General features: G+C 45.7%; 26 protein-coding genes. 13 read left to right on the top strand and 13 right to left on the bottom strand.

Annotated elements, in window-relative coordinates; genetic code table 11:
* Position 1: 1 nt before the first annotated feature.
* From fliD to FKN08_RS01365, 7 genes are all read right to left on the bottom strand, one after another.
* Positions 2 to 1,993: a flagellar filament capping protein FliD gene (fliD, locus tag FKN08_RS01395; protein ID WP_170891112.1), complete on the bottom strand. Its 1,992-nt coding sequence runs from the start codon at positions 1,991 to 1,993 to the stop codon at positions 2 to 4.
* A gap of 21 nt (positions 1,994 to 2,014) precedes the next feature.
* The gene (gene flaG / locus FKN08_RS01390; RefSeq protein WP_047008849.1) at positions 2,015 to 2,449 is read right to left on the bottom strand and encodes a flagellar protein FlaG; all 435 of its coding nucleotides are present in this window, start codon (positions 2,447 to 2,449) and stop codon (positions 2,015 to 2,017) included.
* A gap of 92 nt (positions 2,450 to 2,541) precedes the next feature.
* On the bottom strand, positions 2,542 to 3,672 hold the full coding sequence (locus tag FKN08_RS01385) for a flagellin (protein ID WP_006741693.1): 1,131 nt from the start codon (positions 3,670 to 3,672) through the stop codon (positions 2,542 to 2,544).
* Positions 3,673 to 3,960: 288 nt separating this feature from the next.
* Complete coding sequence (locus FKN08_RS01380; RefSeq protein WP_005393103.1) at positions 3,961 to 5,094, bottom strand: flagellin; 1,134 nt, start codon at positions 5,092 to 5,094, stop codon at positions 3,961 to 3,963.
* Between the two features lie 263 nt (positions 5,095 to 5,357).
* The gene (locus tag FKN08_RS01375) at positions 5,358 to 6,491 is read right to left on the bottom strand and encodes a flagellin (RefSeq protein WP_046875529.1); all 1,134 of its coding nucleotides are present in this window, start codon (positions 6,489 to 6,491) and stop codon (positions 5,358 to 5,360) included.
* A gap of 149 nt (positions 6,492 to 6,640) precedes the next feature.
* Positions 6,641 to 7,543: a Dyp-type peroxidase gene (locus FKN08_RS01370; protein ID WP_170891110.1), complete on the bottom strand. Its 903-nt coding sequence runs from the start codon at positions 7,541 to 7,543 to the stop codon at positions 6,641 to 6,643.
* Between the two features lie 45 nt (positions 7,544 to 7,588).
* On the bottom strand, positions 7,589 to 8,074 hold the full coding sequence (locus FKN08_RS01365; RefSeq protein ID WP_170891108.1) for a DUF2919 domain-containing protein: 486 nt from the start codon (positions 8,072 to 8,074) through the stop codon (positions 7,589 to 7,591).
* Between the two features lie 143 nt (positions 8,075 to 8,217).
* Between FKN08_RS01365 and FKN08_RS01360 the strand changes: the two genes are divergently transcribed.
* Both FKN08_RS01360 and FKN08_RS01355 read left to right on the top strand, forming a co-directional pair.
* The gene (locus tag FKN08_RS01360) at positions 8,218 to 8,571 is read left to right on the top strand and encodes a DUF2956 domain-containing protein (RefSeq protein WP_170891106.1); all 354 of its coding nucleotides are present in this window, start codon (positions 8,218 to 8,220) and stop codon (positions 8,569 to 8,571) included.
* Between the two features lie 3 nt (positions 8,572 to 8,574).
* Positions 8,575 to 8,907, top strand: a complete 333-nt coding sequence (locus tag FKN08_RS01355) for a DUF4156 domain-containing protein (protein WP_170891104.1) — start codon at positions 8,575 to 8,577, stop codon at positions 8,905 to 8,907.
* A 34-nt stretch (positions 8,908 to 8,941) separates the two neighbouring features.
* Here FKN08_RS01355 and FKN08_RS01350 read toward each other — a convergent pair whose 3' ends face one another.
* Positions 8,942 to 9,229 (bottom strand): helix-turn-helix domain-containing protein, encoded by a 288-nt coding sequence (locus tag FKN08_RS01350; protein ID WP_005380433.1) that lies wholly within the window; start codon positions 9,227 to 9,229, stop codon positions 8,942 to 8,944.
* 292 nt (positions 9,230 to 9,521) lie between these two features.
* On the opposite strand from FKN08_RS01350, the gene FKN08_RS01345 reads away from it, so the two are divergent.
* Genes FKN08_RS01345 through FKN08_RS01330 form a run of 4 tightly spaced genes read left to right on the top strand, consistent with a single transcriptional unit; the run spans position 9,522 to position 11,940 of the window.
* A complete protein-coding gene (locus FKN08_RS01345; RefSeq protein ID WP_074191682.1) occupies positions 9,522 to 9,872 on the top strand; it encodes an ArsC family reductase in 351 nt (116 codons plus the stop codon).
* Positions 9,873 to 9,890: 18 nt separating this feature from the next.
* A complete protein-coding gene (dapE, locus tag FKN08_RS01340) occupies positions 9,891 to 11,027 on the top strand; it encodes a succinyl-diaminopimelate desuccinylase (RefSeq protein WP_006741689.1) in 1,137 nt (378 codons plus the stop codon).
* 14 nt (positions 11,028 to 11,041) lie between these two features.
* The gene (locus FKN08_RS01335) at positions 11,042 to 11,740 is read left to right on the top strand and encodes a M15 family metallopeptidase (RefSeq protein WP_145473581.1); all 699 of its coding nucleotides are present in this window, start codon (positions 11,042 to 11,044) and stop codon (positions 11,738 to 11,740) included.
* Complete coding sequence (locus FKN08_RS01330) at positions 11,737 to 11,940, top strand: DUF2897 family protein (protein WP_012841517.1); 204 nt, start codon at positions 11,737 to 11,739, stop codon at positions 11,938 to 11,940. Before FKN08_RS01335 ends, FKN08_RS01330 begins: the two co-directional genes overlap by 4 nt.
* 106 nt (positions 11,941 to 12,046) lie before the next feature.
* Here the strand turns inward: FKN08_RS01330 and bamC are convergent, their stop codons facing one another.
* Both bamC and dapA read right to left on the bottom strand, forming a co-directional pair.
* The gene (bamC, locus tag FKN08_RS01325; protein ID WP_006741687.1) at positions 12,047 to 13,066 is read right to left on the bottom strand and encodes an outer membrane protein assembly factor BamC; all 1,020 of its coding nucleotides are present in this window, start codon (positions 13,064 to 13,066) and stop codon (positions 12,047 to 12,049) included.
* An 80-nt stretch (positions 13,067 to 13,146) separates the two neighbouring features.
* Entirely contained in the window at positions 13,147 to 14,025 is an 879-nt protein-coding gene (gene dapA, locus FKN08_RS01320) for a 4-hydroxy-tetrahydrodipicolinate synthase (protein ID WP_012841516.1), read from the bottom strand.
* Positions 14,026 to 14,502: 477 nt separating this feature from the next.
* Here dapA and FKN08_RS01315 point away from each other — a divergent pair, with 477 nt between their 5' ends.
* Both FKN08_RS01315 and bcp read left to right on the top strand, forming a co-directional pair.
* Complete coding sequence (locus tag FKN08_RS01315) at positions 14,503 to 15,045, top strand: glycine cleavage system protein R (protein WP_012841515.1); 543 nt, start codon at positions 14,503 to 14,505, stop codon at positions 15,043 to 15,045.
* A gap of 16 nt (positions 15,046 to 15,061) precedes the next feature.
* Positions 15,062 to 15,532 (top strand): thioredoxin-dependent thiol peroxidase, encoded by a 471-nt coding sequence (gene bcp / locus FKN08_RS01310; protein ID WP_005380418.1) that lies wholly within the window; start codon positions 15,062 to 15,064, stop codon positions 15,530 to 15,532.
* 78 nt (positions 15,533 to 15,610) lie between these two features.
* On the opposite strand, the gene FKN08_RS01305 is transcribed toward bcp, so the two are convergent.
* The gene (locus tag FKN08_RS01305) at positions 15,611 to 16,684 is read right to left on the bottom strand and encodes an AI-2E family transporter (protein ID WP_006741685.1); all 1,074 of its coding nucleotides are present in this window, start codon (positions 16,682 to 16,684) and stop codon (positions 15,611 to 15,613) included.
* A 1-nt stretch (position 16,685) separates the two neighbouring features.
* Positions 16,686 to 16,922, bottom strand: a complete 237-nt coding sequence (locus FKN08_RS01300; RefSeq protein WP_046875522.1) for a sulfurtransferase TusA family protein — start codon at positions 16,920 to 16,922, stop codon at positions 16,686 to 16,688.
* Positions 16,923 to 17,179: 257 nt separating this feature from the next.
* On the opposite strand from FKN08_RS01300, the gene FKN08_RS01295 reads away from it, so the two are divergent.
* From FKN08_RS01295 to FKN08_RS01280, 4 genes are read left to right on the top strand one after another with little or no spacing between them, the layout of a single operon-like run.
* The gene (locus tag FKN08_RS01295) at positions 17,180 to 18,631 is read left to right on the top strand and encodes a M48 family metallopeptidase (protein ID WP_012841513.1); all 1,452 of its coding nucleotides are present in this window, start codon (positions 17,180 to 17,182) and stop codon (positions 18,629 to 18,631) included.
* Between the two features lie 16 nt (positions 18,632 to 18,647).
* Positions 18,648 to 18,998, top strand: coding sequence for an arsenate reductase (glutaredoxin) (gene arsC / locus FKN08_RS01290; protein WP_005380410.1), 351 nt, complete (start codon positions 18,648 to 18,650; stop codon positions 18,996 to 18,998).
* Entirely contained in the window at positions 18,999 to 19,568 is a 570-nt protein-coding gene (gene wrbA / locus FKN08_RS01285; protein ID WP_170891102.1) for an NAD(P)H:quinone oxidoreductase, read from the top strand.
* A 22-nt stretch (positions 19,569 to 19,590) separates the two neighbouring features.
* Positions 19,591 to 20,031, top strand: coding sequence for a DUF2069 domain-containing protein (locus tag FKN08_RS01280; RefSeq protein ID WP_012841511.1), 441 nt, complete (start codon positions 19,591 to 19,593; stop codon positions 20,029 to 20,031).
* 140 nt (positions 20,032 to 20,171) lie between these two features.
* Here the strand turns inward: FKN08_RS01280 and FKN08_RS01275 are convergent, their stop codons facing one another.
* Positions 20,172 to 21,380, bottom strand: coding sequence for a DUF2066 domain-containing protein (locus tag FKN08_RS01275; RefSeq protein ID WP_170891100.1), 1,209 nt, complete (start codon positions 21,378 to 21,380; stop codon positions 20,172 to 20,174).
* Positions 21,381 to 21,745: 365 nt separating this feature from the next.
* On the opposite strand from FKN08_RS01275, the gene FKN08_RS01270 reads away from it, so the two are divergent.
* Positions 21,746 to 22,999 carry a uracil-xanthine permease family protein gene (locus FKN08_RS01270; RefSeq protein WP_047008859.1) on the top strand — a complete coding sequence of 418 codons (1,254 nt, stop codon included), beginning with the start codon at positions 21,746 to 21,748 and terminating at the stop codon, positions 22,997 to 22,999.
* Positions 23,000 to 23,035 lie beyond the last annotated feature (36 nt).

The following is a 23,035-nucleotide window of genomic DNA, read 5'->3' as shown; positions in this document are numbered from 1 at the left end:
ATTAACCCAACGCACTCATTAAGGCACCTAACTGACCTTGCATTTTGCCAGTCGCATCTTGCATGGCGGTAAACTTCGCGTGAGTGCGCTTTTCTAGGCTTTCCATGCGGCGATCTAATGCCGCTTGATCATCACTCAAACGATAATTTTGTTCTGTGAGACTTTTTTCTCGAGTACGAATGCTGCCTGTAATGCCTGTAATACCATGAATCGCGTCTTCGACTCGTTTAGCAAAACCTGTGTTGCCACCGAAGAACTTTTCTAGCTCGTTGAAGTTGTTGTTCAACTGACGATCCAACATGTCATAGTTGATTTCTAAGGTACCTTGACGCGTGGTAGTAATGCCAAATTCAGTTAATGACTTTAGGTTTTCAGGCGCTTTATCAATTTGAGTGGAAAATACCGATTTTAATCGTGAGTCTGCGCTGCGTACGGTACTGTCACCCGACAACGGTCCTTTTTGACCAGTGACCGGATCCACACTCGCCAACGCTTGAGACGTTTGATAAAACGAGTTATACGCAGCCACAAAGTTTTCGATGTCGTTACGCACACTCTGACGATCGTATTCGACGCCAATTTCAGCAGGTGGCTTGTTCGGTTCTGATTTGCCTTTAAGCGTTAAATCAACACCTTCTATGGCTTCTTCAATCACATTGTTGTGACTAGAAAGCTTTGCTACTCCATCAAGCAGAACTTCTGAATCTTGCCCTGCTTGTACCTCTGTCATACCAAGGTATTCTTCAAAAGCAGATTGCGCTTTTGCGATTTTCGCTTCTGCTTCATCAATTTTGTCTAAACGTTCACGCTCTTGAGGATCCAGCTTAGCGCGATGAATTTGTTTCGCTTGCTCTTCGGTCAATTCACCACGTTCAACTTTTGCGTCTAGCGCTTGTTTTTCACTCGCAATTTTTTGCTCAATTTCTGCTTTTTCTTGCTCAAGAAGCTGCTTGGCCTCTTTCGTCGTAACGTAAGAGTCGGTTAATGTGCCTGATGCCGCATTACTCCAACCCGGTACATCTGGTGCCTTCTCTATTGCTTTCTCGTCGAGTTCGAGCTCTGGCTCTTCATAAGAATCCAGCAAAGTGCCTGACGCAGTTTCTGTCCACCCTGGAATTCGGTCTTCAGGGCGCAAACTCGCGCGTCGGTTGGCTTCATCAATCGCTTCCTGCCCAGCTTTAGCAGCTTCTGCACCCGCAGCAGAGATTGGCTCTTGGGAGCCATCATCTTGTCCATTTTCTGCCGCTTTTTGCTCTTCTGGAGGTAGAGGATTGCCGTTTGCATCCAGTTCCACTGGTTGCTCGGGGAATTGAAGAGGACCTAACACTTCTTCCGCCGCTGAACGAGCTTCTTCAAGCGCGTTAACACGGCCTTCAAGTGTTTGATATTCGAAATATTTTAGAGGGTTGCCTTTGTCGGCCTCCACACTGACTCTGATTTGATGATCCTTACCAGAGAGATTTGAGGCAAGGATAAGGCGTGGTCCTTCAACGTCGTTAATGAGAGATGCTCGAACACCGGGGTTGTCTTTTGAGCCGTTGATGCCGCGTACGACATCTGCGAGCTTGGAGCTCGAACGAACGTTCACGTTGAAGGTGTCATCACCAAGCGAAATCTGCAGCTTACCAGGGCCAAACTTTGCGTCTTCTGGCAGTACGTCAGAAGCGACTTTGTGGCTCTGGGCAAGCTGCAACACATCGATAGCATATTTGCCAGCGATAGCATCTGTGGTTGCCGTAGCAGATACGATATTGTCGTCTGTCGTTTCAACAGTACGAACGGCAAACGCTTTCTCTTGACGAAAGTTCGCCATGAGATTTTTCATCGTATCCAGTGATTCTCTGAGTCGCCCATAGGCACTGATACTGGCATTAATTGTCGTGCGCTCGTTGTCAATGCGTTGCTGCTTTGGTACGCGTTCGGCATCCACAATTTTGCTGACCATGGAATTGATATCCATGCCGCCAGACATCCCCAAAGGGCCTAAACTCATCAAATCACCTCTAAAAACGACTTACACTTTTTCAGTCAACAACCCGCTGTTGGCTGTGTGCTCAGCTAGGCGACGCAATACCACTAGCATTTCTTCATCAGGAATTTGACGAATCACGTCGCCCGTTTTGGCTTCGTAAATCGTCACCACATCTCTCCCGGATTCCTCATCCACTCGAAACGCGACTCCTTTGTTTATGGACGTCACAAACTCATTCATTTGCGCGACCAATTTTTCACGTTCTTCTTTGTTCAGCTCTTGACGGCTTTCTGCCATCTCGATCGCTGCTTGAACAGAGAAGTCGTATTCGGTGTCTTTCGCTTTTTGCGGCGAAACCTCACCATTTGAATTTGCTGGGCTAGACGTGCCTATATCATTGCCATTTTTATTTGCAAACTTTGTGCCACTTGGCGTGCCGTAAGGCTGGATGTTCGATGCGTAGGAGGATATATCCATTACAATCTCCCTTCCACCTTATGGGCTAACGATAGAACCTATCGCTTTGGTGCCCCAGCACTAAGGTATTTACCTCAGGCTGGGTCAACCACTTAGCCCAACAAGCTTAGCGCTGCAGATGGAGACTGCTTCGCTTGAGCCAGGATTGAAGTACTTGCTTGCTGAAGAATTTGCGACTTAGTCATCGCAGTGGTTTCTTTCGCGTAATCAGTATCTTTAATACGGCTGTTAGACGCATTAACGTTCTCGTTAATGTTGTCTAAGTTGCTGATTGCGTGGTTGAAGCGGTTTTGGAAAGCACCAAGTGACGCACGTTGGCTGTCTACTGACTTAAGCGCACCGTCGATAACAGCCACGGCTTCTTGAGAGCCTGCTACTGTTGTTACGTCGATGTCTTTCACTGTTACGTCTTTCGGGCCGCCAAAGCCGATCTCGTCCGCTAGGTTGCCAGAGAACTCAACATCACCTTGAACTTTTTGAGAAGAAGCAAATACTTGTAGCTTGCCATCTTCACCAACAGACGCTTTTACATCATCGTTTTGACCGTTGATGTACGTTGCTAGCTGCTCAATGTCGTCGCCTTGTTTTGCGCTGATCGATAGCTCTTTCTCTTCACCTTGTTTATTGGTGTAGCTCATTTTGAACTCAGTTTTCTCACCAACAGTCCAAGATGCATCTTTACCCTCTTCTGCTGCGTAGCTCTTGCCACCCATTGCAGAAGTGTCTGAGCGCAAGCTACCCATAGAAAGCATCACTGCTTCACCTGAGTCTGCACCGATTTGGAAAGATTGCGTACCGTATGTACCGTTCAGCAACTTGTTACCACCGAAAGAGGTAGTTTCAGCAATACGGTTTAGCTCGTCATTTAGCGCTGTTACTTCTTCTTGGATCGCAACACGTTCTGCTTTTGAGTTAGAACCGTTCGCAGATTGAAGCGATAGGTCACGCATACGTTGTAGGATGTTGGTAGATTCATTCATTGCACCTTCAGCAACCTGTGCAATAGAAATACCGTCGTTTGCGTTTTTCACCGCCATGTCTAGGCCACGGCTTTGTGCATTCAAGCGGTTTGAAATCTGTAGACCTGCAGCATCGTCTTTCGCGCTATTGATTTTATAACCCGAAGACAAACGCTCCATTGATTTTTGTTGACCGTCAGCTGCCTGGTTTAGGTAACGCTGTGCAGTCATCGCAGAAACGTTAGTATTAACGTTAATCGCCATAATTGATCTCCTTAAGGCTTTAGTGAATGTACCGTCGTGTCTCTCACCTCACTTAGGTACATCTCATTTCTCTCAATCCCTTTAACGGCGACCGATGAATATCCTTTAGAAGAAATTTTCAATTTTTTGCGATTATTTTCTTTGGCTTACTGAAATGTGATGAAGCTCTAATGTCGTGATTCGCAGAAATCCTGAGTCTCCAAAAGACAGAAAAAAACCCAGCCGCAGCTGGGTTTACTCGCTCATCTCTCACCACGAGCCAATGAGGTTCTCGTCTTAGGTTTGAAATTAACCTAGCAGACTTAGCGCTGAGTTTGGCGCTTGTTTCGCTTGCGCAAGGATTGAGCTTGACGCTTGCGATAGAATTTGTGACTTGGTCATTTGAGTCGTTTCTTTCGCGAAGTCAGTATCTTTGATACGGCTCTTCGACGCGTTCACGTTCTCGTTAATGTTGTCCAAGTTGCTGATTGCATGGTTGAAACGGTTCTGGAATGCACCCAGCTCTGCGCGGTGGCTGTCTACGTATTTCAGTGCCGCATCGATGATAGCCACAGATTCTTGTGCGCCACCTACTGAGGTTACGTCGATAGTATCTACCGTTACTTTTTTACCTTCGCCCAAACCTAGCTCGCCAGATAGGCCGCCTGAAAACTCGACTTCGCCTTCAACTTTGTTGTTGCCAGCAAAGATTTGCAGTTTACCGTCTTGGTCTACTGAGGCTTTCACTAGGTCAGTTTGACCGTTAATGTAAGTCGCAAGCTCTTCGATATCGTCACCCGCTTTTGCGCTGATGTTGATTTCTTGCTCTTGACCGTAGCTGTCCGTTAGGTTGATTTTTAGGTCGTTCTTACCTTCAGCAACGTTCCAGTCTTTACCTTTACCACTTTCAGCTTGGTAGCTCACACCGCCCATCATTTTGTTGTCTGAACGCATGTCTTTTAGCTCAAGCATCACGGCTTCACCGTTATCCGCACCGATTTGGAACGATTTCGCGCCGTGTGTGCCGTTTAGTAGCTTGTTACCACCGAAAGACGTGGTTTCTGCGATACGGTTTAGTTCGTCATTTAGCGCGGTCACTTCTTCTTGAATCGCCACACGCTCTGATTTCGAGTTTGAGCCGTTTGCTGATTGTAGAGACAAGTCACGCATACGTTGCAGGATGTTAGTTGTCTCATTCATTGCACCTTCAGCAGTTTGTGCAATCGAGATACCGTCGTTCGCGTTGCGAACCGCTACATCTAAACCACGGCTTTGTACGTTCAAACGGTTCGAGATTTGTAGACCCGCAGCGTCATCTTTTGCGCTGTTGATTTTAAAACCTGAAGACAAACGCTCCATAGAAGTTTGTTGAGCTGAGTTTGCGTTGTTTAGGTAACGCTGAGCGGTCATCGCTGATACGTTAGTGTTTACATTCACTGCCATGGTGATTTCTCCAATTGATTTTCCGGTGTAGCGGTTTCCGACGTCTCGGAAAACCAAGTAGTTCTCTCAAAGTTACTTTTATTAACGGCGCATGCCCTGTTTTCTTTAGAGAAAATTTTGGATTTTTTTGAAAATAATTCGTTTGGAGGGGTAATCGTGACAAAGCGGATAAAAAAGCAAAAAAACTTTCATTTTTCGCTAAAGCTTCTTTTCGAATTGTCGATACAGGCAGGTTTTGCGTTAAATTCGGGCAAGGCCGTTCATCAGCCAAGCAAGGTCAATGCTAGGTTTGGCGCTTGTTTTGCTTGTGCAAGAATAGAAGTACTGACCTGCTGCAAGATCTGCTGCTTCACCATTTGCGTGGTTTCTTTCGCGTAGTCAGTGTCTTGGATACGACTGTTGGAAGCGGCTAAGTTTTCGTGGATGTTATCGAGATTATTGATCGCGTGATTAAAGCGGTTTTGATACGCGCCTAACTCAGCACGATGGCTATCAACGTACTTCATCGCAGTATCTAGGACGGCCACGGCTTGTTGCGCACCACCGACAGACGTAATGTCGATGTTATCAACCGCATCGTAACCTTTTAGCTGTAACCCCAGTTCACTCGCTAAGTCACCTGAAAACGATAAAGTGCCTGAAGTTTCTTCTCCAGCCATAAATAGCTGTAACTGACCTTCTTCATTCACCGATGCCGTTACTTTGTCAGTTTGACCATTGATATAAGTCGCAAGCTCTTCGATATCATCGCCAGCTTTGGCATTAATTTGAATGGTTTCCGTCTCACCAAAACGATTCGTAAATGACATACTAAGATCATTCGCACCGTCTTTTACTTTCCAATCAGAGCTTGCACGTCCGTTTGCAATGTAACTAAAGCCGCCCATATCAATGCCATCACTGCGCATCGACTTTAATTCAACTTGCACAGCTTCACCTGACGCTGCACCGATTTGAAATGCCGACTTACCAAAGCTGCCATTGAGCAGTTTACGCCCACCAAAGGAGGTCGTTTCGGCAATGCGGTTTAGCTCATCGTTAAGTGCCGTCACTTCTTCTTGCAGTGCAGTGCGCTCCGCTTTGCTGTTTGAACCGTTAGCAGATTGAAGCGACAAATCACGCATACGTTGCATGATGTTAGTCACTTCATTCATCGCCCCTTCGGCGGTTTGCATTATAGAAATGCCGTCGTTCGCGTTACGTACCGCGACATCCAAACCGCGCATTTGCGATTGCAGACGGTTGGAGATTTGAAGACCTGCCGCGTCATCTTTTGCGCTGTTAATACGCTTCCCTGAAGACAAACGCTCCATGGATTGGTTCAGCATGTCAGTTGCACTGGTCAAATGACGTTGTGCGACAAGTGCTGCAACATTGGTATTAACGGTGATAGCCAAGAGACACAGACTCCAAATAAATTAAGGCTTTGGATACTTATCGACCAAATAATCGAAAGGTTTAGTCTTTTTTGAAAAAGTCTGTGGAATAGAAAAGAAGAAAATAAAAGCCCTCCAATTAGAGGGCTTAAGAAATGAAGTCTGAGAACTTACTTGATGGCTAGCTCTGCGAGCATTTCTTGCGAAGGCGCGAAGAAGTACGCACCAGTTACCGCTGTTGTGAAACGAAGCATTTGGTCTGTTTTACCATCTGTCACGCCGTACATACTTTCTAGCATCACTTTAATGTTATGAAGTGTATTGCAGTAAGAAATAAACAGCAGGCCATGAGGCCCTGTCACCGTCCCGTATGGCAAGCTATGACGAACAATCTTGAGACCTTTTCCTTCTTCTTTAATATCAACACGACCAACGTGTGATGCAGCAGGAACGTCTTCTAGCTCGATAGAATCTGGTTTGGTACGACCAATCACTTTTTCTTGCGCTTTGACATTCAAGCGATTCCAAGCGGCAAGGTTATGTTCGAAGCGTTGAGCCATGACATAACTACCTCCAGCAAATGGGCCCTCTTTTACTAGAGCCACATCAGCGCGAGCCTCCCCTTTCGGGTTTTCTGTCCCATCAATAAAGTCTGTCATATCACGAGCATCAAGGTAACGGTACCCATACGTTTCGTCCACAATGGTGACATCTTCTGCCGTCTCTTCTAGAAACTTACGCAGAACATAAAAGTGCAAGTCGTGACGAGTAGAGTGACAGTGAATCAGCACATCAACATCCGTTGCAGGCGCTACGATGTCTCCTTCGCCAAGTTGAGTAAAATCAATAAGCTCTTCTGGCGCGTCTACATTGAGGTGTTGCCAAAACGATTTTGTGAATGCGATAGAAAGGGTCAGCGCCGCGCCTAGCTGGGTAATATTTAACTCTTCCACTAACTTTGGTAGTGCTTTCAGCTTATCCAATACGTTTTCACGGTTTTGGTTCACTTTAAGTTGAGTGTACAGTGCAAATGGCCCTGCTTCTGGCACGATCGCCGTTTGAGCTTGTGACATTGAGGTTTCCTCTATACTTTGCCCCGGTGTGGGAAGTTATTGTTTTTAATTCTTCGAAGGCTGCTCTTCATTGCGCCCCAATTGTGGCACATGAAAACAGTCTTTTACCCATCTTCCATTTAGAAGATAGATCATAAACCAAGCTAACAAGGTAATGGTAAGGGCGTTTGCCCAGTTGAATACACCATGTTCCAGATACACATGATACATGGTCTGAGCCAGTTGGATACCGCACAAGATCAAAGTGATCTCTCGACCATAGCGAGTAATTCTGTTTACCCATCCTCTATCGGGGTGACGGAGCCCCATCAACCACATGAGAAGCAGGCTTGGAATGCCCATAGCCAAACCCAAATACAGCGTACTTGAGTCTGGGTAAACAATAGCGAGTAGCTTACTGCCACTATCACGACTTACGCCTGCCATCGCAAACACAACCCATGAACGCACAAGAAACATCCATCCAAACCATAAAATAATCGGCGCTTTTAAAAATCCATGGGCGTCATATTGGTCAAACGAGTAGCGCACAACATCTTCTTCTTAATGTGATAAAACGCCACTTTAACCTATCATTTCAGAGTTGCAAGCCAGCAAAGATGAGAACTAAAGTTCATTTCATCATCTTACACAGGTAAACTAAACAAAGATTTACAATGACGTTGATGAGAAACATGAAAAAAAGAACTCCAGCTACCCCAGCGCCTTCTCAAGAAACTCAAGCCGAAGCGATGAGAGTTGCCAAATCCACACAGAAACCGGGGCAAACCAAAGAGCAAACCAAGCTTATCGCTCAAGGTATCGAAAAAGGCATCGCTCAATATAAGAAGCAGCAAAAAGAGCGCAATCGTCAAGCCGATAAAGCAAAGAAAAAACAGCAACGTGAAAAGCAACGTCAGCATGAAGAAGCTATCGAACAAGACAACATCACCAACGATGTGCCAAACTATGCATCAAGCAAACTGCCTTGGATACTGCTCGCTCTGAGCTGGATTGGCTTTGCTGCTTACATAGTATTGGGGAAATAGCTGATGGGACGCCTGTTACTTGGACTTTTTGTCGTACTTCTCTCTGGTTGCACGATGCCTTCTCACCTTACTCATGCTCAAAGCCAAGATGTTCATATTCGCATTGACGCTCAGTTCAACCCTGATCGATGCGAATACAAAGGCGAAGTCACCGGAAGCGAGGGTCATTGGTATAACTACATTTTTATGACTAATGACGCGATGATGCAAGGCGCGATGAATGATTTAAAAAACAATGCCGCGGCTATCGATGCGGACACCGTTTTTATGGTCTCCCCACAAGATTTTATCACCTCATTTAGCGTGCTGGGCTCCGCTTACCGCTGCAATGGATGACGCCTGAATATGAAAAAAGCCAGCAATTGCTGGCTTATGCACGAAATCCAAGACTGCTAGCGATATCTCTCTCCCGCTCTAGAACCCATTGGCTATCAAAAGGCCCCCAATCTGAAAGTTGATAATAGCCGTCATTATGACGTCGGCCATCTTGAACGAATATGAGTTCAATGCCGATCCCAGGTAACGCCTTGAGTACATCTTGAATTGTACGACGAGGCCACCCCGTTTTTTCGATCAACTTTGGCACATTCGGCCTTTCTAGGTTTTCCACCAACAAGGCCAAATATAGCCGCCTTGCAAAAACAGGACTCAATTCCATTGACACCTCCTAAAATTGTGCTGATTCATTATTTCGTTTTTGCTCAGCGAGATGTTGCGTTTGATCAATAACTCGACTTTTCCATTTGATTTAGACGATTTTTTATTCGATTTATAGTGCATTCATCGTAAATAAGTTACGTAACATCAGTTATCTCAATCTATCTGAAAATATTTTCCACCGCATTTTGTCAGTTTGATTGCTTCTTGATAGGATGCTATAGCAGCCCAAATCACTTAAGTGCGTCTTAACCGCGCCAGTGAAAAATAGAACAAAGAAAAAAGGAAACACTATGTCGATTACCATGTTTGGTATTCCCAACTGCGATACGATCAAAAAAGCCAAAAAATGGTTAGAAGCTGAGGATATTAATTACGACTTCCATGACTACCGTAAGCAAGGCGTTGATGTAGCTATGGTAAGCGAATTTTGTCGCGCTTTAGGTTGGGAACAGGTGCTCAACAAACGTGGCACGACCTACCGCCAACTGACACAAGAACAGAAAGACACGCTTAACGAAGAAAACGCGATCGCTCTTTTGGTAGAAAATCCGGCGATGATCAAGCGCCCAATTTTAAAAGTGAATGATCAACTTCATATCGGTTTTAAAGCTGATCAATACGCTACCATTTTCAACTCTTAAATAAAGGAATACTCAAGGATGACAGACAGTCCAGTATTGGCACTTGCTAAAGATCTGATCAGTAGACAATCTGTAACGCCGGAAGACGCAGGTTGTCAGGATTTGATGATCGAGCGCTTAAAAGCACTCGGGTTTGAAATTGAAGTGATGGTGTTTGAAGATACCACGAACTTCTGGGCTCGACGTGGTTCAGAAGCGCCACTATTTGCGTTTGCTGGCCACACCGATGTGGTACCTGCTGGCAAACTGGAGCACTGGGATACACATCCGTTTGAACCAACGATTATTGATGGTTACCTACACGGTCGCGGTGCAGCGGACATGAAAGGGTCGCTAGCTGCTATGGTCGTTGCTGTCGAACGCTTCATTGCAGAGAACCCAGACCACAAAGGCTCAATCGGCTTTCTAATTACGTCGGATGAAGAAGGACCATTTATCAATGGTACCGTTCGTGTTGTAGAAACGTTGATGGCACGTGGCGAAAATATCGACATGTGTATCGTTGGTGAACCATCCAGTACCGAAGTAGTTGGCGATGTGGTGAAAAATGGACGTCGCGGTTCTATCACGGGCGATTTAACGGTAAAAGGAACACAAGGCCACGTGGCCTATCCTCACCTAGCCAATAACCCAGTGCACGAGTCTCTACTCGCGATTCATGAACTCGCAACAACCGAATGGGACAAAGGAAATGATTATTTCCCACCAACCAGCTTCCAGATCCCGAACGTATCGGCTGGCACTGGTGCGTCTAACGTCATTCCTGGCGAGTTCCATGTTCAGTTCAACCTACGTTTTAGTACTGAGCTTAACAATGACGCAATTGTTCAGCGTGTTACCGAAACATTGGACAAGCATGAGCTGGACTACGACCTAAAATGGACATTCAACGGTGACCCATTCCTGACCGATACGGGCGCACTGCTAGACGCAGTTGTAGCTGCTGTTGCCGAAGTGAATGATACGAAGCCAGCGCTACTTACAACTGGCGGTACTTCTGATGGTCGCTTTATCGCTCGAATGGGTGGTCAAGTCGTAGAGTTAGGCCCTGTTAATGCTACGATTCATAAAGTGAACGAATGCGTGAAAGTGGACGATCTAGAAAAGTTGACTGACATGTACGAGAACACGTTGAAACACCTGTTAGCGAAGTAATCAGCGAGAACACCATGACACCAGAGCAACTCACCGGCACCACAGATTCTCATCTGCAATCCACTTTAGTGGGTCAAAAAGCGTTTCTACTCCACCCTGAAGTAGCTGACGATCTGCTAAAGATGATCAAAGCGGCAACAGAAGCAGGTTTTAAAATGGAAATCGCCAGTGGTTTTCGTGACTTCAACCGCCAAAAAGCGATCTGGAACGGGAAGTTTTCTGGTGAGTTGCCAGTTCTCGACGTCAACTCCCGCCCTTTAAACAAAGCAGAGTTAAATGACGAAGAGAAGTTGATGGCCATTTTGCGCTGGTCGGCACTGCCTGGAGGAAGTCGTCATCATTGGGGTTGTGATTTTGATGTCTATGCGCGCAATTTATTGCCTACTGACACCAAACTCAAGCTGGAACCTTGGGAGTACATTGAAGGCCACCAGCAAGCGTTCTACCAATGGTTAAAAGCCAACCTTGGTCGATTCGGCTTCTTCTTCCCTTATCAGCAAGATTTAGGTGGCGTTTCGATTGAGCCTTGGCACATTAGCCACCGCACTGTCGGGCAACAGTGCCTCGCGCAATTGACGCCTGATGTGCTCAGAAACCAGCTGATTCAGCAAAATCAGACCGACAACATTGCAGGGATTGACGTCATACTGAATAATTTGGATAACGTCGTTGCCAAATTTATTCACAATATCACGCCGCCGGAGGCTCTATGATAGAAATACTCACCAATCCTTGGGTCATTATCATTGTAGTGTTGAGCGTGGTCATTGGTAACATTGCCGCACTCAAATACACCGCAAAAATGAAGTTTGGTCAGATGGATAAAAGCCGTAAGAACGATTTAGATAAGCTGAACACGTTGGATAAACAGCGCTCCGCTGACGAGGAAAGCAACAAAGACGAGCCTCGTTAGTTAAACACCTACTTTATCTCGACACGCCGAATATAGGCATCAAAAAAGGGACCACTGGGTCCCTTTTCAATTATTGTGTAAACGTATCGCGTTAAGTTCGCTTTGGTTACTGCTTCACCGTCGCAGCCAATACAGGCGCTAGTGATTTCAAAAACTCTTCTTCTACTGGCTTACCAGAGGAATCCGTAATATTGATAGACGTACGGTTGCCTAAATCACCAAGTAAGAATGTGTACTTACCAGCGTCTAACTCCACTGGTTTAACGCCGATATCGTTCCAGAATTCATCATCCGGAGACGCATATTTCGCAGTGATTGTGCCCTGAGACTGGCTACGCTCTTCAATCTTAAAGCCCATCTTAGGTAGAATATTAGGCAGACGTTGCCAAAGCATGTTGTATTGCGCACGCGCGACAATTACAGGAAGCCCGCTGCGGTCTTTACCCATTGTAATTGGGATCTGTTTAACCAACTCTTGCGCTTTACGTTGTGCTTCTTCACGTACTTCTTGATCGTAGCGAGCGGTTACCAAGTTCGTCATGAACACATTGTAGCGCTCACGGTTGGTCGCCGTTACTTCTTTCACTTGATTGCCTTCACGCCAGTCAATAAGACTCACTTTAAAGCCGTGTCGACCATTTGCTTCAGCACGTACGATCTCATATCGGCTACCAATTTCCAGCTCTTCGTCTGGCGAATCCCAAGTCACCCAACCTGTCTCGATGCGAGAATCTGTTTGGCTTTCAACTGGAATCTCGTTGGCCGCGACCATGTTTTGTACCGTTTGCCAAACCTTGTCTAGTTCATCTTTACGAAGTAGCCAAAGTGTCACTTCACCATCACTACTGCGGTCCAGACGTGCACCAGGAATAAGCTCTAGGACTTGTTGAGGTGGACGAATGTCGACATCTTTACCTACACCACCAGCATAGTTACCCTGAGGGATCTCATAGTTAGGGTAAAACTGAGGCTGTGCACCCTGTGGGACATTCCACTCACCCAAATTGGGGGAGTTCAAATACTCGAAGTCATCTTTTGCTTGACGACGTTGATTGGCACCACCTGAACAGGCAGTCAATACGAATACAGCTAATGAACTTAACACTAACTGGCTTGAAAGCTTCATCTATACTCCTAAAACACCGAGGGCGCTTTGGCCCCCAGTATGAACTTCAATCCTAGTAACTCAATCTTAATAGCTCAATTTTAATAAATACCGGCGTCGGTTAACGCCTGTTCAACGATCGGCTGCGATTTTTCAGAAAGTGTGGTTAAAGGAAGACGCAAACCACCTTCTTCAATTAAACCAAGCTTTTGCGCTGCCCATTTTACTGGGATAGGGCTTGCTTCAATGAAAAGGTTTTTGTGTAGAGTCATCAAGCGTTGGTTAATCGCTTCTGCTTCTTCGTACTTACCTTCACTTGCCAAATGGAACATGTCTGCCATATCTTTAGCTGCAATATTGTTCGTTACCGAGATAACACCATTGCCGCCAAGTTTCACAAAATCGAGACCCGTCGCATCATCGCCACTTAGTAAGATAAAATCTTCGCCACAAAGTTCACGGTGAATTGCAATTCGGTCCAAATCGCCCGTTGCATCTTTTAAAGCCACGATATTATCAAGCTTTGACAAGCGTGCCACTGTTTCTGGCTGCATATCAACAGCAGTACGGCCTGGTACGTTGTATAAAATTAGAGGCACATCACTCGCTTCAGCAATTGCCTTGTAGTGCAAGAACAAACCTTCTTGAGTTGGTTTGTTGTAATACGGTGTCACACTCAGGAAGCCAGCAATACCAGAATCAGCCAGTAATTTGCTAAATGTTACTGCCTCGTGGGTTGCATTTGCACCCGTGCCAGCAATCACAGGGATGCGACCGTCGGCAAACTCAACAGTTTTATTAACGACCTTTACATGCTCTTCAATGGTCAGTGTCGCTGACTCACCTGTTGTGCCTACCGCCACAATACCGTCTGTACCCGCTTCAACGTGGTACTCTACTAGCTTTTGCAGACTGTCAAAGTCTACTTCGCCATCTGCTTTGAATGGCGTAATCAGCGCTACGATACTTCCTGAAAACATGTTTATCTCCCTCATTTAACTCTTTCTGCATGGTACTGTAATGCGATTGAAAAACACAAGAGCGTAAACTCGCTTACAAAGTACAAATGAATGAATAATTATCAGTTGTTAGAGGTCTAGCAACTTAATTGCTCTATTTGGTTTGATTAGCGGCAATATTGATAATCGTGTTGGGCTTTCGAGTGACTTTAGAATCTATCAGTGATTTGGAAAATACTGAAGTGCACAAGCCAAGAAAATATACTCTTGGGTTGCGCTCGCCAAGTCAGACCTGAGTGAATAAAAAGACCAAACAATACGCAAGCACATCATGCAAACGTTTTATTCCCCCAACTCCCTCGTTTACTGCTTGCCTCCAATCGTTCACCTCAAGAGCCAACCTGCTTTTTTGTAAACTAAAAAAAGAACTGACTCGATATTTCTCCGCAATATCTGTGCTAACATCTCTCTATTGAAGAAAGGACAAGAAGCTCATTTATGAAGCAACATCTGGTACTTACAGCAGTTGGAACGGACCGTCCAGGCATTTGTAACCAAGTCGTACACCTCGTTACTCAAGCCGGTTGTAACATAGTCGATAGCCGTATCGCTATCTTTGGAAGTGAATTTACCCTGATCATGCTCCTAACTGGGAACGCCAGCAGTGTGACTCGAGTAGAGACGCAATTGCCCCTACTTGGCCAAGAGCATGACCTGATTACGATTATGAAGCGTACGTCGGCGCACGAATTGCTCGACAACAGCTACACAATGGAAGTGTTTATTGAGTCTGAAGACCGCCCAGGTCTGACTGAAAAGTTTACTAAGTTCTTCGCGGATCAACAGATTGGTTTGGACTCTCTTAGCGCCCAAACTATCAGTAAGTCGAAAATTCAACTTGATGCGGACCAATTCCACATTGCGATTACCGCATCAGTAAGTGCGGATTGTAACTTAATGCAATTACAAGAAGATTTCGATGAACTTTGTCAGTCGCTCAACGTACAAGGTTCTCTGAATTTCATTAAAAACACACTATAAAGTAAAGGAAATCACCATGAATACGCTGACAGCAGGCTCGCCAGCGCCAGCCTTCTCTTTGCTCGACCAAGACGGAAATACAGTTTCTCTCGAAGACTTTAAAGGCAAGAAAGTACTTTTCTACTTTTACCCTAAGGCGATGACGCCGGGTTGTACTACACAAGCAAAAGGTCTACGTGACATCAAAGCTGAATTAGATGCGCACAACGTGGTTGTACTTGGCGTAAGCATCGACCCTGTAAAACGCCTAGGCAAATTCATCGAGCGTGATGATTTAAACTTCACCCTACTTTCTGACGAAGATCATGCCGTTGCAGACCAATTTGGCGTTTGGGGCGAAAAGAAATTCATGGGTAAAGTATACGATGGTCTTCACCGCATTAGCTTTCTAATCAATGAAGAAGGCGTGATCGAACACGTGTTCAACAAGTTCAAAACTAAAGATCACCACGAAGTCGTATTAAATTACCTGAACGAAAACGCATAAGCGCGATCCGTTCTTCAAATAACAAGAAAGCCCAGCAAACTGCTGGGCTTTCTTTTGAGCATCGTACTTTGGTAACGCCTACTCTTGTTCGACTGGTTCGTTTTCTTCCGTACTTGGTAAGGCATGCCATACGGCTTTAACTAGTGTCGCCAACGGAATGGCGAAGAACACGCCCCAAAAACCCCACAAGCCACCGAAGACTAACACTGCCACAATGATGGCAACTGGGTGTAGATTTACCGCCTCAGAAAACAGAACAGGAACCAACACATTGCCATCCAGCGCTTGGATAATACCGTAAGCAAGCAGCAACCAATAAAACGGAGGCGCAAGGCCCCATTGGAACAGACCAACGATGGCGACAGGCACAGTTACAGCTGCTGCGCCGATATATGGAATTAACACAGATAGACCGACAGCTACGGCAAGCAGCGCCGAATAGCGAAGATCTAAAATGGCAAAAGTCACGTAACTCACGCCACCCACGATTAAAATCTCTAACACTTTACCGCGAATGTAATTTGATATCTGCTCGTTCATTTCATGCCAAACTTTATTCGCGAGTTTACGGTTTTTCGGCAAAACACCACTCGCGATTCTTAGCATCTCTTCTTTGTCCTTCAGTAAGAAGAAGATAAGTAGTGGCACTAAAATCAAGTATACCGCTAGCGTCGCAATACTGACTAATGACGCAAGTGAGCCTTTTACTACACTCTCACCAAGTCCCAACGCTTGGTTTTTGGCATTTGTCACCACGGTTTCTACAATTTCTAAGTTTGCTAACTCAGGATGACGTTCTGGTAGCGTGACAATAAACTTTTGTAACCCGTTGTACATGTTTGGAATATCGTTAATTAGATTACCGACCTGAGTCCAAATCGTCGGAACCAAACCAAACAAAGCGATCAACATCAATCCGACGAACATTAAGATCACGATGATGACCGACAAAGTGCGCGGCACGCCCATGCGACACATTTTTACGACTGGCCATTCAAGTAGATAAGCCAAAACGATCGCGACAAGCAATGGCGCAATCAAATGCCCAAAGAAGTAAATGGTGATAAAACCAAACAGCAAGATCGCGACGAGACTTACTGCATGAGGGTCTGAGAAACGTCGTTTATACCAACGACTAACCATTTCAAACATCTTATGCGGATTCCTTATTGAATACAGTCAATGTGTAGTGCTCTGATGTAGATTGGCAATCAACTGAGTACCCTTGGGCACTGAGATAGTTCACAATGTCTCGTTTAGAGCTGTTATCCACCACTTGAATAACAAGTTGATGATACTGCTGCGTTTCTCCTTGAAAGACTTCAGCAGCGTGACGCTTTGCAAGTAATAGTGCCATAGGGCAACGTTGTTCACGCAAATCAAGTAACATGGATTCCATTGTATTGCTCTGCACTTATGATAGGGTTGTATTGTAACGGCTTTTTGAGCTGGTGCTAGTACTTCTGACATGATTTAACCACATGCTGAAATGACTCGGATATAAAATAATTTACGAAACCAATTCATTTATTTCCGGTCTTATTGCTAGCTTATATCCTCGCGGATAACCAAAACGCATGTGGCGCTGTTGAGAGGTTCTCAGCCTCTAACCACATGCTTATGTATTTTGGAGAACCTTTTAAACGTATGTTAAAACGCACTCGCTCGCTAGTTTGCTTATGTCTTGCAGCTGCAATCAGTTCGCCGACAACCTATGCCAATAGCATTGACTTGCCAGACATTGGTACGGCTGCTGGTGGCACGCTCTCAATAGACCAAGAGTTGATTTACGGCGACGCCTATATGCGTATGCTCAGAGCCAGTAAACCTATCGTTAATGATCCTGTTATCAATGAATATATTGACGCTCTCGGGCACAGACTAGTAGCCAATGCGAACGATGTGAAAACGCCGTTTCACTTCTTTATGATTCGCGACCGCAATATTAACGCGTTCGCGTTTTTTGGTGGTTACGTAGCGTTGCACTCTGGGTTGTTTCTTCATGCACGTTCAGAAAGCGAGTTAGCCTCTGTTGTTGCTCACGAGATTGCGCACGTCACACAACGCCACCTTGCGCGCAGCATGGAAGAGCAAGCACGTCGCTCTCCGGCCACATTAGCTGCACTCGCTGGCGCATTACTGCTTTCGATTGCCTCACCAGAAGCGGGGATGGCTGCAATTACGGCGGCAACCGCAGGTAACATGCAAAGCCAAATCAACTACACTCGCGCGAATGAAAAAGAAGCGGATCGCTTTGGTATTTCAACACTGGCAAAAGCTGGTTTTGATGTTCAAGCAATGCCACGTTTTTTTGGCCGTCTTGCAGATGAATATCGTTATGCGAGTAAACCGCCGCCAATGCTACTGACTCACCCACTACCTGAAGATCGAATTACCGATAGCCGTGCGCGAGCAAGGACCTATCCACCAATGCGAGTTGTGCCTTCAATAGACTATCACCTAGCGCGTGCGCGCATTGTGGCGCGGTACGCCGGCATTGACGGACAAGCTGCTTTAGGCTGGTTTGAGCGAACTCAAAAGAAAGCCTCTGCGGACATCACACCTGCTTTTGACTATGGGCGAGCACTCGTACATTTAGACAGCAAACGCTTGTCTCAAGCGGAACCTATTTTGAAAAAGTTGCTGGAGCAGGACCCAAGTAACCCGTTCTACCTGGATGCTATGACGGATTTATATATCGAGAAGAAGCAGCCAGAAAAAGCAACCGAGATGCTCCGTAAAGCGTTATCTCGGAACCCTCAAAATAAAGTATTGACCATTAACTATGCCAATGCGCTACTTGAGGACAATAAAAACGATCAAGCCACGCGAGTTCTTCAAAGATACACTCATGATTATCCTGAAGATACAAATGGCTGGCACCTAATATCGAAGAGCTACCACGCGCTAGGACGTAGTGATGAAGAGTTGGCTGCGCGAGCGGAAATTTTGGCGTTGCGAGCAAACTGGAATAAAGCGATTCAATATTATAGTGAAGCAAGTAAAATGGCCAAGTTGGGCAGCTTAGAGCAAGCTCGATACGATGCCCGTATTGACCAACTCATGATCCAAAGAGATCGATTCATGGCATTACAATAACGAAATGGAGAAAACCATGTCAGTCGTGATTTATCACAACCCTCGTTGCTCAAAGAGTCGTCAAACACTTGAACTGCTTGAGCAAAATGGTGTTACACCGGAAGTCGTCAAATACCTAGACACACCACTTAACGTAGATGAGCTAAAAGCGCTGTACGCACAACTTGGCTTTTCATCTGTACGTGAAATGATGCGCACCAAAGAAAGCGAATACAAAGAACTTGGCCTAGGCGAAGACTCTGTTAGCGATGAGCAATTGTTCGAAGCAATGGCGAAAAATCCAAAATTATTTGAGCGTCCGGTGGTAGTTGCCAACGGCAAAGCGAAAATTGGTCGACCACCAGAGCAAGTGTTGGATATTCTATAAATGGATTGCCAGATCCTTATTTTGTATTTCAGCCGTCACGGCTCGACAAAACAACTGGCAAGACAGATAGCAAGAGGAGTCGAATCGACTCCTCAATGCCAAACAATTTTGCGTACAGTTGAAGAATTGTCACCTCACTCACACTCCCCTTCTGATCCAATTGTTACTCTAGAGGAACTGAAAACGTGCGACGGTCTAGCGTTTGGCAGTCCCGTCTGGTTTGGCAACATGGCTGCGCCTTTAAAGCACTTCTGGGATCAGACTACATCTTTATGGGTCAGTGGTGACTTAATCGATAAGCCAGCTTGTGTCTTTACCTCTTCCTCTTCGATGCATGGTGGTCAAGAAACAACGTTACAAAGCATGATGACCCCTTTGTTGCATCACGGGATGATGGTTTTGGGCATTCCTTATGCCGAACCAGAGTTACACACTACGCAGTCCGGAGGCACTCCGTATGGCGCCAGCAGTGTAGGCCATGAGGCAACTCTCAGCAGTGAAGAGATTCGTCTGGCACAACAATTAGGCAAAAGGCTGGCAACTGCAGCGTTAAAACTAAAAGTCTGTTAGTAAAATCAAGGATAGTTAATCGATGTCTGACTCTTTAGACCAAACACCACTCGGTACACAGGCTAAAACCTATCGTTACCTGGCTTTATTTGGCAACTTAGCCTTATTGGCCTGGGTCGCTATTTGGCAGCTTGCGTTGTCCCCTCACCCTCACCTCAGCAGCACAACACTTGCTATTGCTTGGTGTATTCCGCTATTACTTCCGTTGCCTGGTATTTTGGCCGGCAAGCCTTACACTCATGCTTGGGCTAACTTTGTTCTTATGCTGTATTTCTTGCATGCGCTGACCATCCTTTATGTGGATGGTGGAGAACGTTGGCTTGCGGCAGTAGAGTTGCTCCTGACTTCACTCGGTTTCGCTGGCAATATTTTGTTTGCTAGAGCGAGAGGCAAAGAGCTAGGTCTTAAGTTGAAGCGCCTCTCTCAAGTAGAAAAAGAAGAAAAAGCGAAATTCAATAAATAACGCCAATCGCAATCAATCACTGAGCATTGGTTCGAATACGAATTTAGAAAACAAAAAGAGTCGCTATTGCGACTCTTTTTTACGCTTACCACATTGGTGTTTGATCCTTGCGCTTCACGCTTGGAAAGCTATCAATGCGATTACGATGCCGAGCGCCACTCGTAGATCAAGTCATACTGTTCTCGGACAGGCTCCACAATCATCGGCTGAGTTGGTTGCGTTTCGTCCTTTGCTTCCGCCGCGATATCCGCAGGCACTTCAGACTGCACTTTTTCTACCATAGCTGTATCTTTAGCTTCATTCATCGGAGCAATTGGCTCTGCTTCTTGAGTTAAAGCTGGGGCATCAACTTCACCCAAAGGATCTTCAAAAACCATTAATTGAGAAATAGAAGAAGCTTCTTTCTCAAAAGCTTGTTGAGATGCCAAAAGATGGATGTTGAGCGTCAGCTCATCACCTTGGACACGCTTAATTTCCGTACCCGCAACCGAACTAAGTTGTTTTAACGCATTCTCTAAACGGAAGAAGTCCGTGGCAGACGTTACATTAAGGACTTTCACCGCCAACGCTTTTGAAGATTTTCCAGATACTACCACTGCGCTCTTACTCGCGTAGTAGTCAGCGATGCCATCAACCATCTCAGCAATGGCATTAGCGCCTGATGCGGAACCGTTACGCGGAGAGCGTTGTGCTTCAACAATTCTCATTGGTGATTGATCGTATAACGTCCAGCGAATTTGTTCACCCTGAGCGCGCACAACTAAAACGGCATCCGCTGGGTATCGCTGGCTGGCTTGGCCAATGGGCTCAATAAAGCCGCCCCAAAGATCAGAAACATTAACACCAGTTACATCATCAAAATCACCAACCGGGATCGTGATCGGCAAGCCTCTCGATTTCGCAGCACTGCGAAGTGCTACAACGTTTGAAGAGTCGGAATGCTCCCAAGCAATATTACGATCGTAGTCCTGCTCTTCCACCATCCAAACCAAAATATTGGCGCGATTTGGCGACCAAGATGGCAATTGTGCTTGTGTTAAAAGCGAGCTGATTTGGTCGCTGTTAAACAACATTTTTAAGCTCGCTTTTCCATCAACCTGCCCATAGCTCAGTTGGGAAATGTAACGCGCACTTGAACCAAGTGCCTTTTTAATCACTGGATTGCTTAAAGAGGATTGAGAACCGGTCGCTCGAACAATCACATCCTGCATACCTTGTTGACGAGCCAGAGACTCACCGTCGTTCTGCTCACTGTCGATAACCACTTCGGCACGATAGATATCCACCTGAGTTAATGCATATACTGGTAGGGACAACCAACCTATCAGTAAGAGAGCTAAATAGCGCATAGTTTTTATAATCCTCTGAACAAGAACCCGAATAATAAGCAACTATCAAATCTTGAGCAAGGTAAGTACTGAGTAAATTGTCTGTATTATGACCAGCTTTGTTAACTCGGGTCTCAACGAGCACTCTAGCGTTGTTTTTCATAATAAACTCATTGCTTATCCAGCTATCTCAACAAGTTAGACAGTTCATTTTTCATCGTCACGCAAGACTCGTAAAAGAGGCCAATTTGCAAGCAACTAACTCTCAAAAACGCTATTTATGGGAAAGATTCAATCGAAAGTTTGATCCATGCAACGTTGCAAACGATTGCAGGATGATAGTATTCGCCGGATTTGTCTGCGTATCTTGAAAATAGGGAATTATTATGAAAAACGCGTTACAAGGCGCTCAAATGCTCTTTGTCGCTTTTGGTGCTTTGGTGCTTGTGCCGCTTCTAACTGGCCTTGATCCAAATGTCGCCCTCTTTGGTGCCGGTGTCGGTACTCTCCTCTTCCAATTAATGACTAAACGTTCTGTTCCCATCTTCCTTGCCTCTTCTTTTGCGTTTATTGCTCCTATTATGTTCGGTATCCAAACTTGGGGTATCGGCGCAACGATGGGCGGCTTAATGGCAGCGGGCCTGGTTTATGTGGCTCTAGGGGCGATGATCAAAGTGCGTGGTGTTGGATTTATCCATAAAATTCTCCCGCCTGTTGTCGTGGGCCCTGTGATCATGGTGATTGGTCTTGGCCTTGCTCCAACAGCAGTGAACATGGCGGTAGGCAAAACCGGTGATGGTGCTGCACAGCTTGTTAATGGTGATGCTGCGATCATCATCTCGGCGGTCTCACTGCTCACAACCATTGTACTAAGCGTGTTTGCAAAAGGCTTTTTGAAGCTCGTTCCAATTGTCGGTGGTATTCTTGCAGGTTACTCTGTTTCTCTATTCTACGGGGTGGTTGATTTCACTCCAGTAACACAAGCGGCTTGGCTAGCTATGCCAAACTTCACCGCGCCAGAGTTCAACATAAACGCAATCTTGTTCATGATTCCTGTCGCTATCGCACCTGCGGTAGAGCACGTAGGTGACATGCTTGCTATCTCAAACGTTACAGGTAAAAACTACCTGAAAAAACCTGGCCTTCATCGCACAATCGCAGGTGACGGGGTGGCAACTATCGCAGCTTCGATGGTGGGTGCTCCACCAAACACCACTTACAGTGAAGTTACAGGAGCGGTAATGCTAACCAAAGCATTTAACCCTGTGATCATGACTTGGGCTGCGATCACTGCAATCGTACTTGCATTGGTAGGTAAGCTAGGCGCGGTTCTTCAAACGATTCCAGTACCTGTCATGGGCGGTATCATGATTCTGTTGTTCGGCTCTATCGCCACAGTAGGCCTCAACACACTGATCAAGAATAACGTTGATTTACATAAGTCTCGCAACCTAGTGATCGTCGCCGTAACACTTGTATTTGGTATTGGCGGTATGGCTTTCGGTATTGGCGAGTTCAGCCTACAAGGTGTGAGCCTATGCGGTATCGTGGCAATTATTCTTAACCTTGTGCTACCAAACGATTTAGGTGAAAACCACGTTGTAGATAACGCACAAATGGAAGAAGAGAACGCGAAATAGTGCGTCTGCGCTGCTTTACTGAGTGGCGCATTTTAT

This window comes from Vibrio sp. 1-2 (7-a), from assembly GCF_013048515.1.
GTDB lineage: Bacteria > Pseudomonadota > Gammaproteobacteria > Enterobacterales > Vibrionaceae > Vibrio > Vibrio diabolicus.
The sequence above is the reverse complement of the archived record's forward strand: the minus strand, read 5'-3'. Positions and strand labels throughout refer to the sequence as shown.

Bases quoted from the DNA above. Each gene is read 5' to 3' on its own strand.
- FKN08_RS01280 (WP_012841511.1), top strand. From the start codon at position 19,591: ATGTCTGACTCTTTAGACCAAACACCACTCGGTACACAGGCTAAAACC.
- arsC (WP_005380410.1), top strand. From the start codon at position 18,648: ATGTCAGTCGTGATTTATCACAACCCTCGTTGCTCAAAGAGTCGTCAA.
- FKN08_RS01305 (WP_006741685.1), bottom strand. From the start codon at position 16,684: ATGTTTGAAATGGTTAGTCGTTGGTATAAACGACGTTTCTCAGACCCT.
- dapA (WP_012841516.1), bottom strand. From the start codon at position 14,025: ATGTTTTCAGGAAGTATCGTAGCGCTGATTACGCCATTCAAAGCAGAT.
- flaG (WP_047008849.1), bottom strand. From the start codon at position 2,449: ATGGATATATCCTCCTACGCATCGAACATCCAGCCTTACGGCACGCCA.
- FKN08_RS01345 (WP_074191682.1), top strand. From the start codon at position 9,522: ATGTCGATTACCATGTTTGGTATTCCCAACTGCGATACGATCAAAAAA.
- FKN08_RS01275 (WP_170891100.1), bottom strand. From the start codon at position 21,380: ATGCGCTATTTAGCTCTCTTACTGATAGGTTGGTTGTCCCTACCAGTA.
- bamC (WP_006741687.1), bottom strand. From the start codon at position 13,066: ATGAAGCTTTCAAGCCAGTTAGTGTTAAGTTCATTAGCTGTATTCGTA.
- fliD (WP_170891112.1), bottom strand. From the start codon at position 1,993: ATGAGTTTAGGCCCTTTGGGGATGTCTGGCGGCATGGATATCAATTCC.
- FKN08_RS01360 (WP_170891106.1), top strand. From the start codon at position 8,218: ATGAAAAAAAGAACTCCAGCTACCCCAGCGCCTTCTCAAGAAACTCAA.
- FKN08_RS01270 (WP_047008859.1), top strand. From the start codon at position 21,746: ATGAAAAACGCGTTACAAGGCGCTCAAATGCTCTTTGTCGCTTTTGGT.
- wrbA (WP_170891102.1), top strand. From the start codon at position 18,999: ATGGATTGCCAGATCCTTATTTTGTATTTCAGCCGTCACGGCTCGACA.
- FKN08_RS01295 (WP_012841513.1), top strand. From the start codon at position 17,180: ATGTTAAAACGCACTCGCTCGCTAGTTTGCTTATGTCTTGCAGCTGCA.
- FKN08_RS01355 (WP_170891104.1), top strand. From the start codon at position 8,575: ATGGGACGCCTGTTACTTGGACTTTTTGTCGTACTTCTCTCTGGTTGC.
- bcp (WP_005380418.1), top strand. From the start codon at position 15,062: ATGAATACGCTGACAGCAGGCTCGCCAGCGCCAGCCTTCTCTTTGCTC.
- FKN08_RS01380 (WP_005393103.1), bottom strand. From the start codon at position 5,094: ATGGCAGTGAATGTAAACACTAACGTATCAGCGATGACCGCTCAGCGT.
- FKN08_RS01385 (WP_006741693.1), bottom strand. From the start codon at position 3,672: ATGGCGATTAACGTTAATACTAACGTTTCTGCGATGACTGCACAGCGT.
- dapE (WP_006741689.1), top strand. From the start codon at position 9,891: ATGACAGACAGTCCAGTATTGGCACTTGCTAAAGATCTGATCAGTAGA.
- FKN08_RS01330 (WP_012841517.1), top strand. From the start codon at position 11,737: ATGATAGAAATACTCACCAATCCTTGGGTCATTATCATTGTAGTGTTG.
- FKN08_RS01350 (WP_005380433.1), bottom strand. From the start codon at position 9,229: ATGGAATTGAGTCCTGTTTTTGCAAGGCGGCTATATTTGGCCTTGTTG.
- FKN08_RS01370 (WP_170891110.1), bottom strand. From the start codon at position 7,543: ATGTCACAAGCTCAAACGGCGATCGTGCCAGAAGCAGGGCCATTTGCA.
- FKN08_RS01315 (WP_012841515.1), top strand. From the start codon at position 14,503: ATGAAGCAACATCTGGTACTTACAGCAGTTGGAACGGACCGTCCAGGC.
- FKN08_RS01300 (WP_046875522.1), bottom strand. From the start codon at position 16,922: ATGTTACTTGATTTGCGTGAACAACGTTGCCCTATGGCACTATTACTT.
- FKN08_RS01335 (WP_145473581.1), top strand. From the start codon at position 11,042: ATGACACCAGAGCAACTCACCGGCACCACAGATTCTCATCTGCAATCC.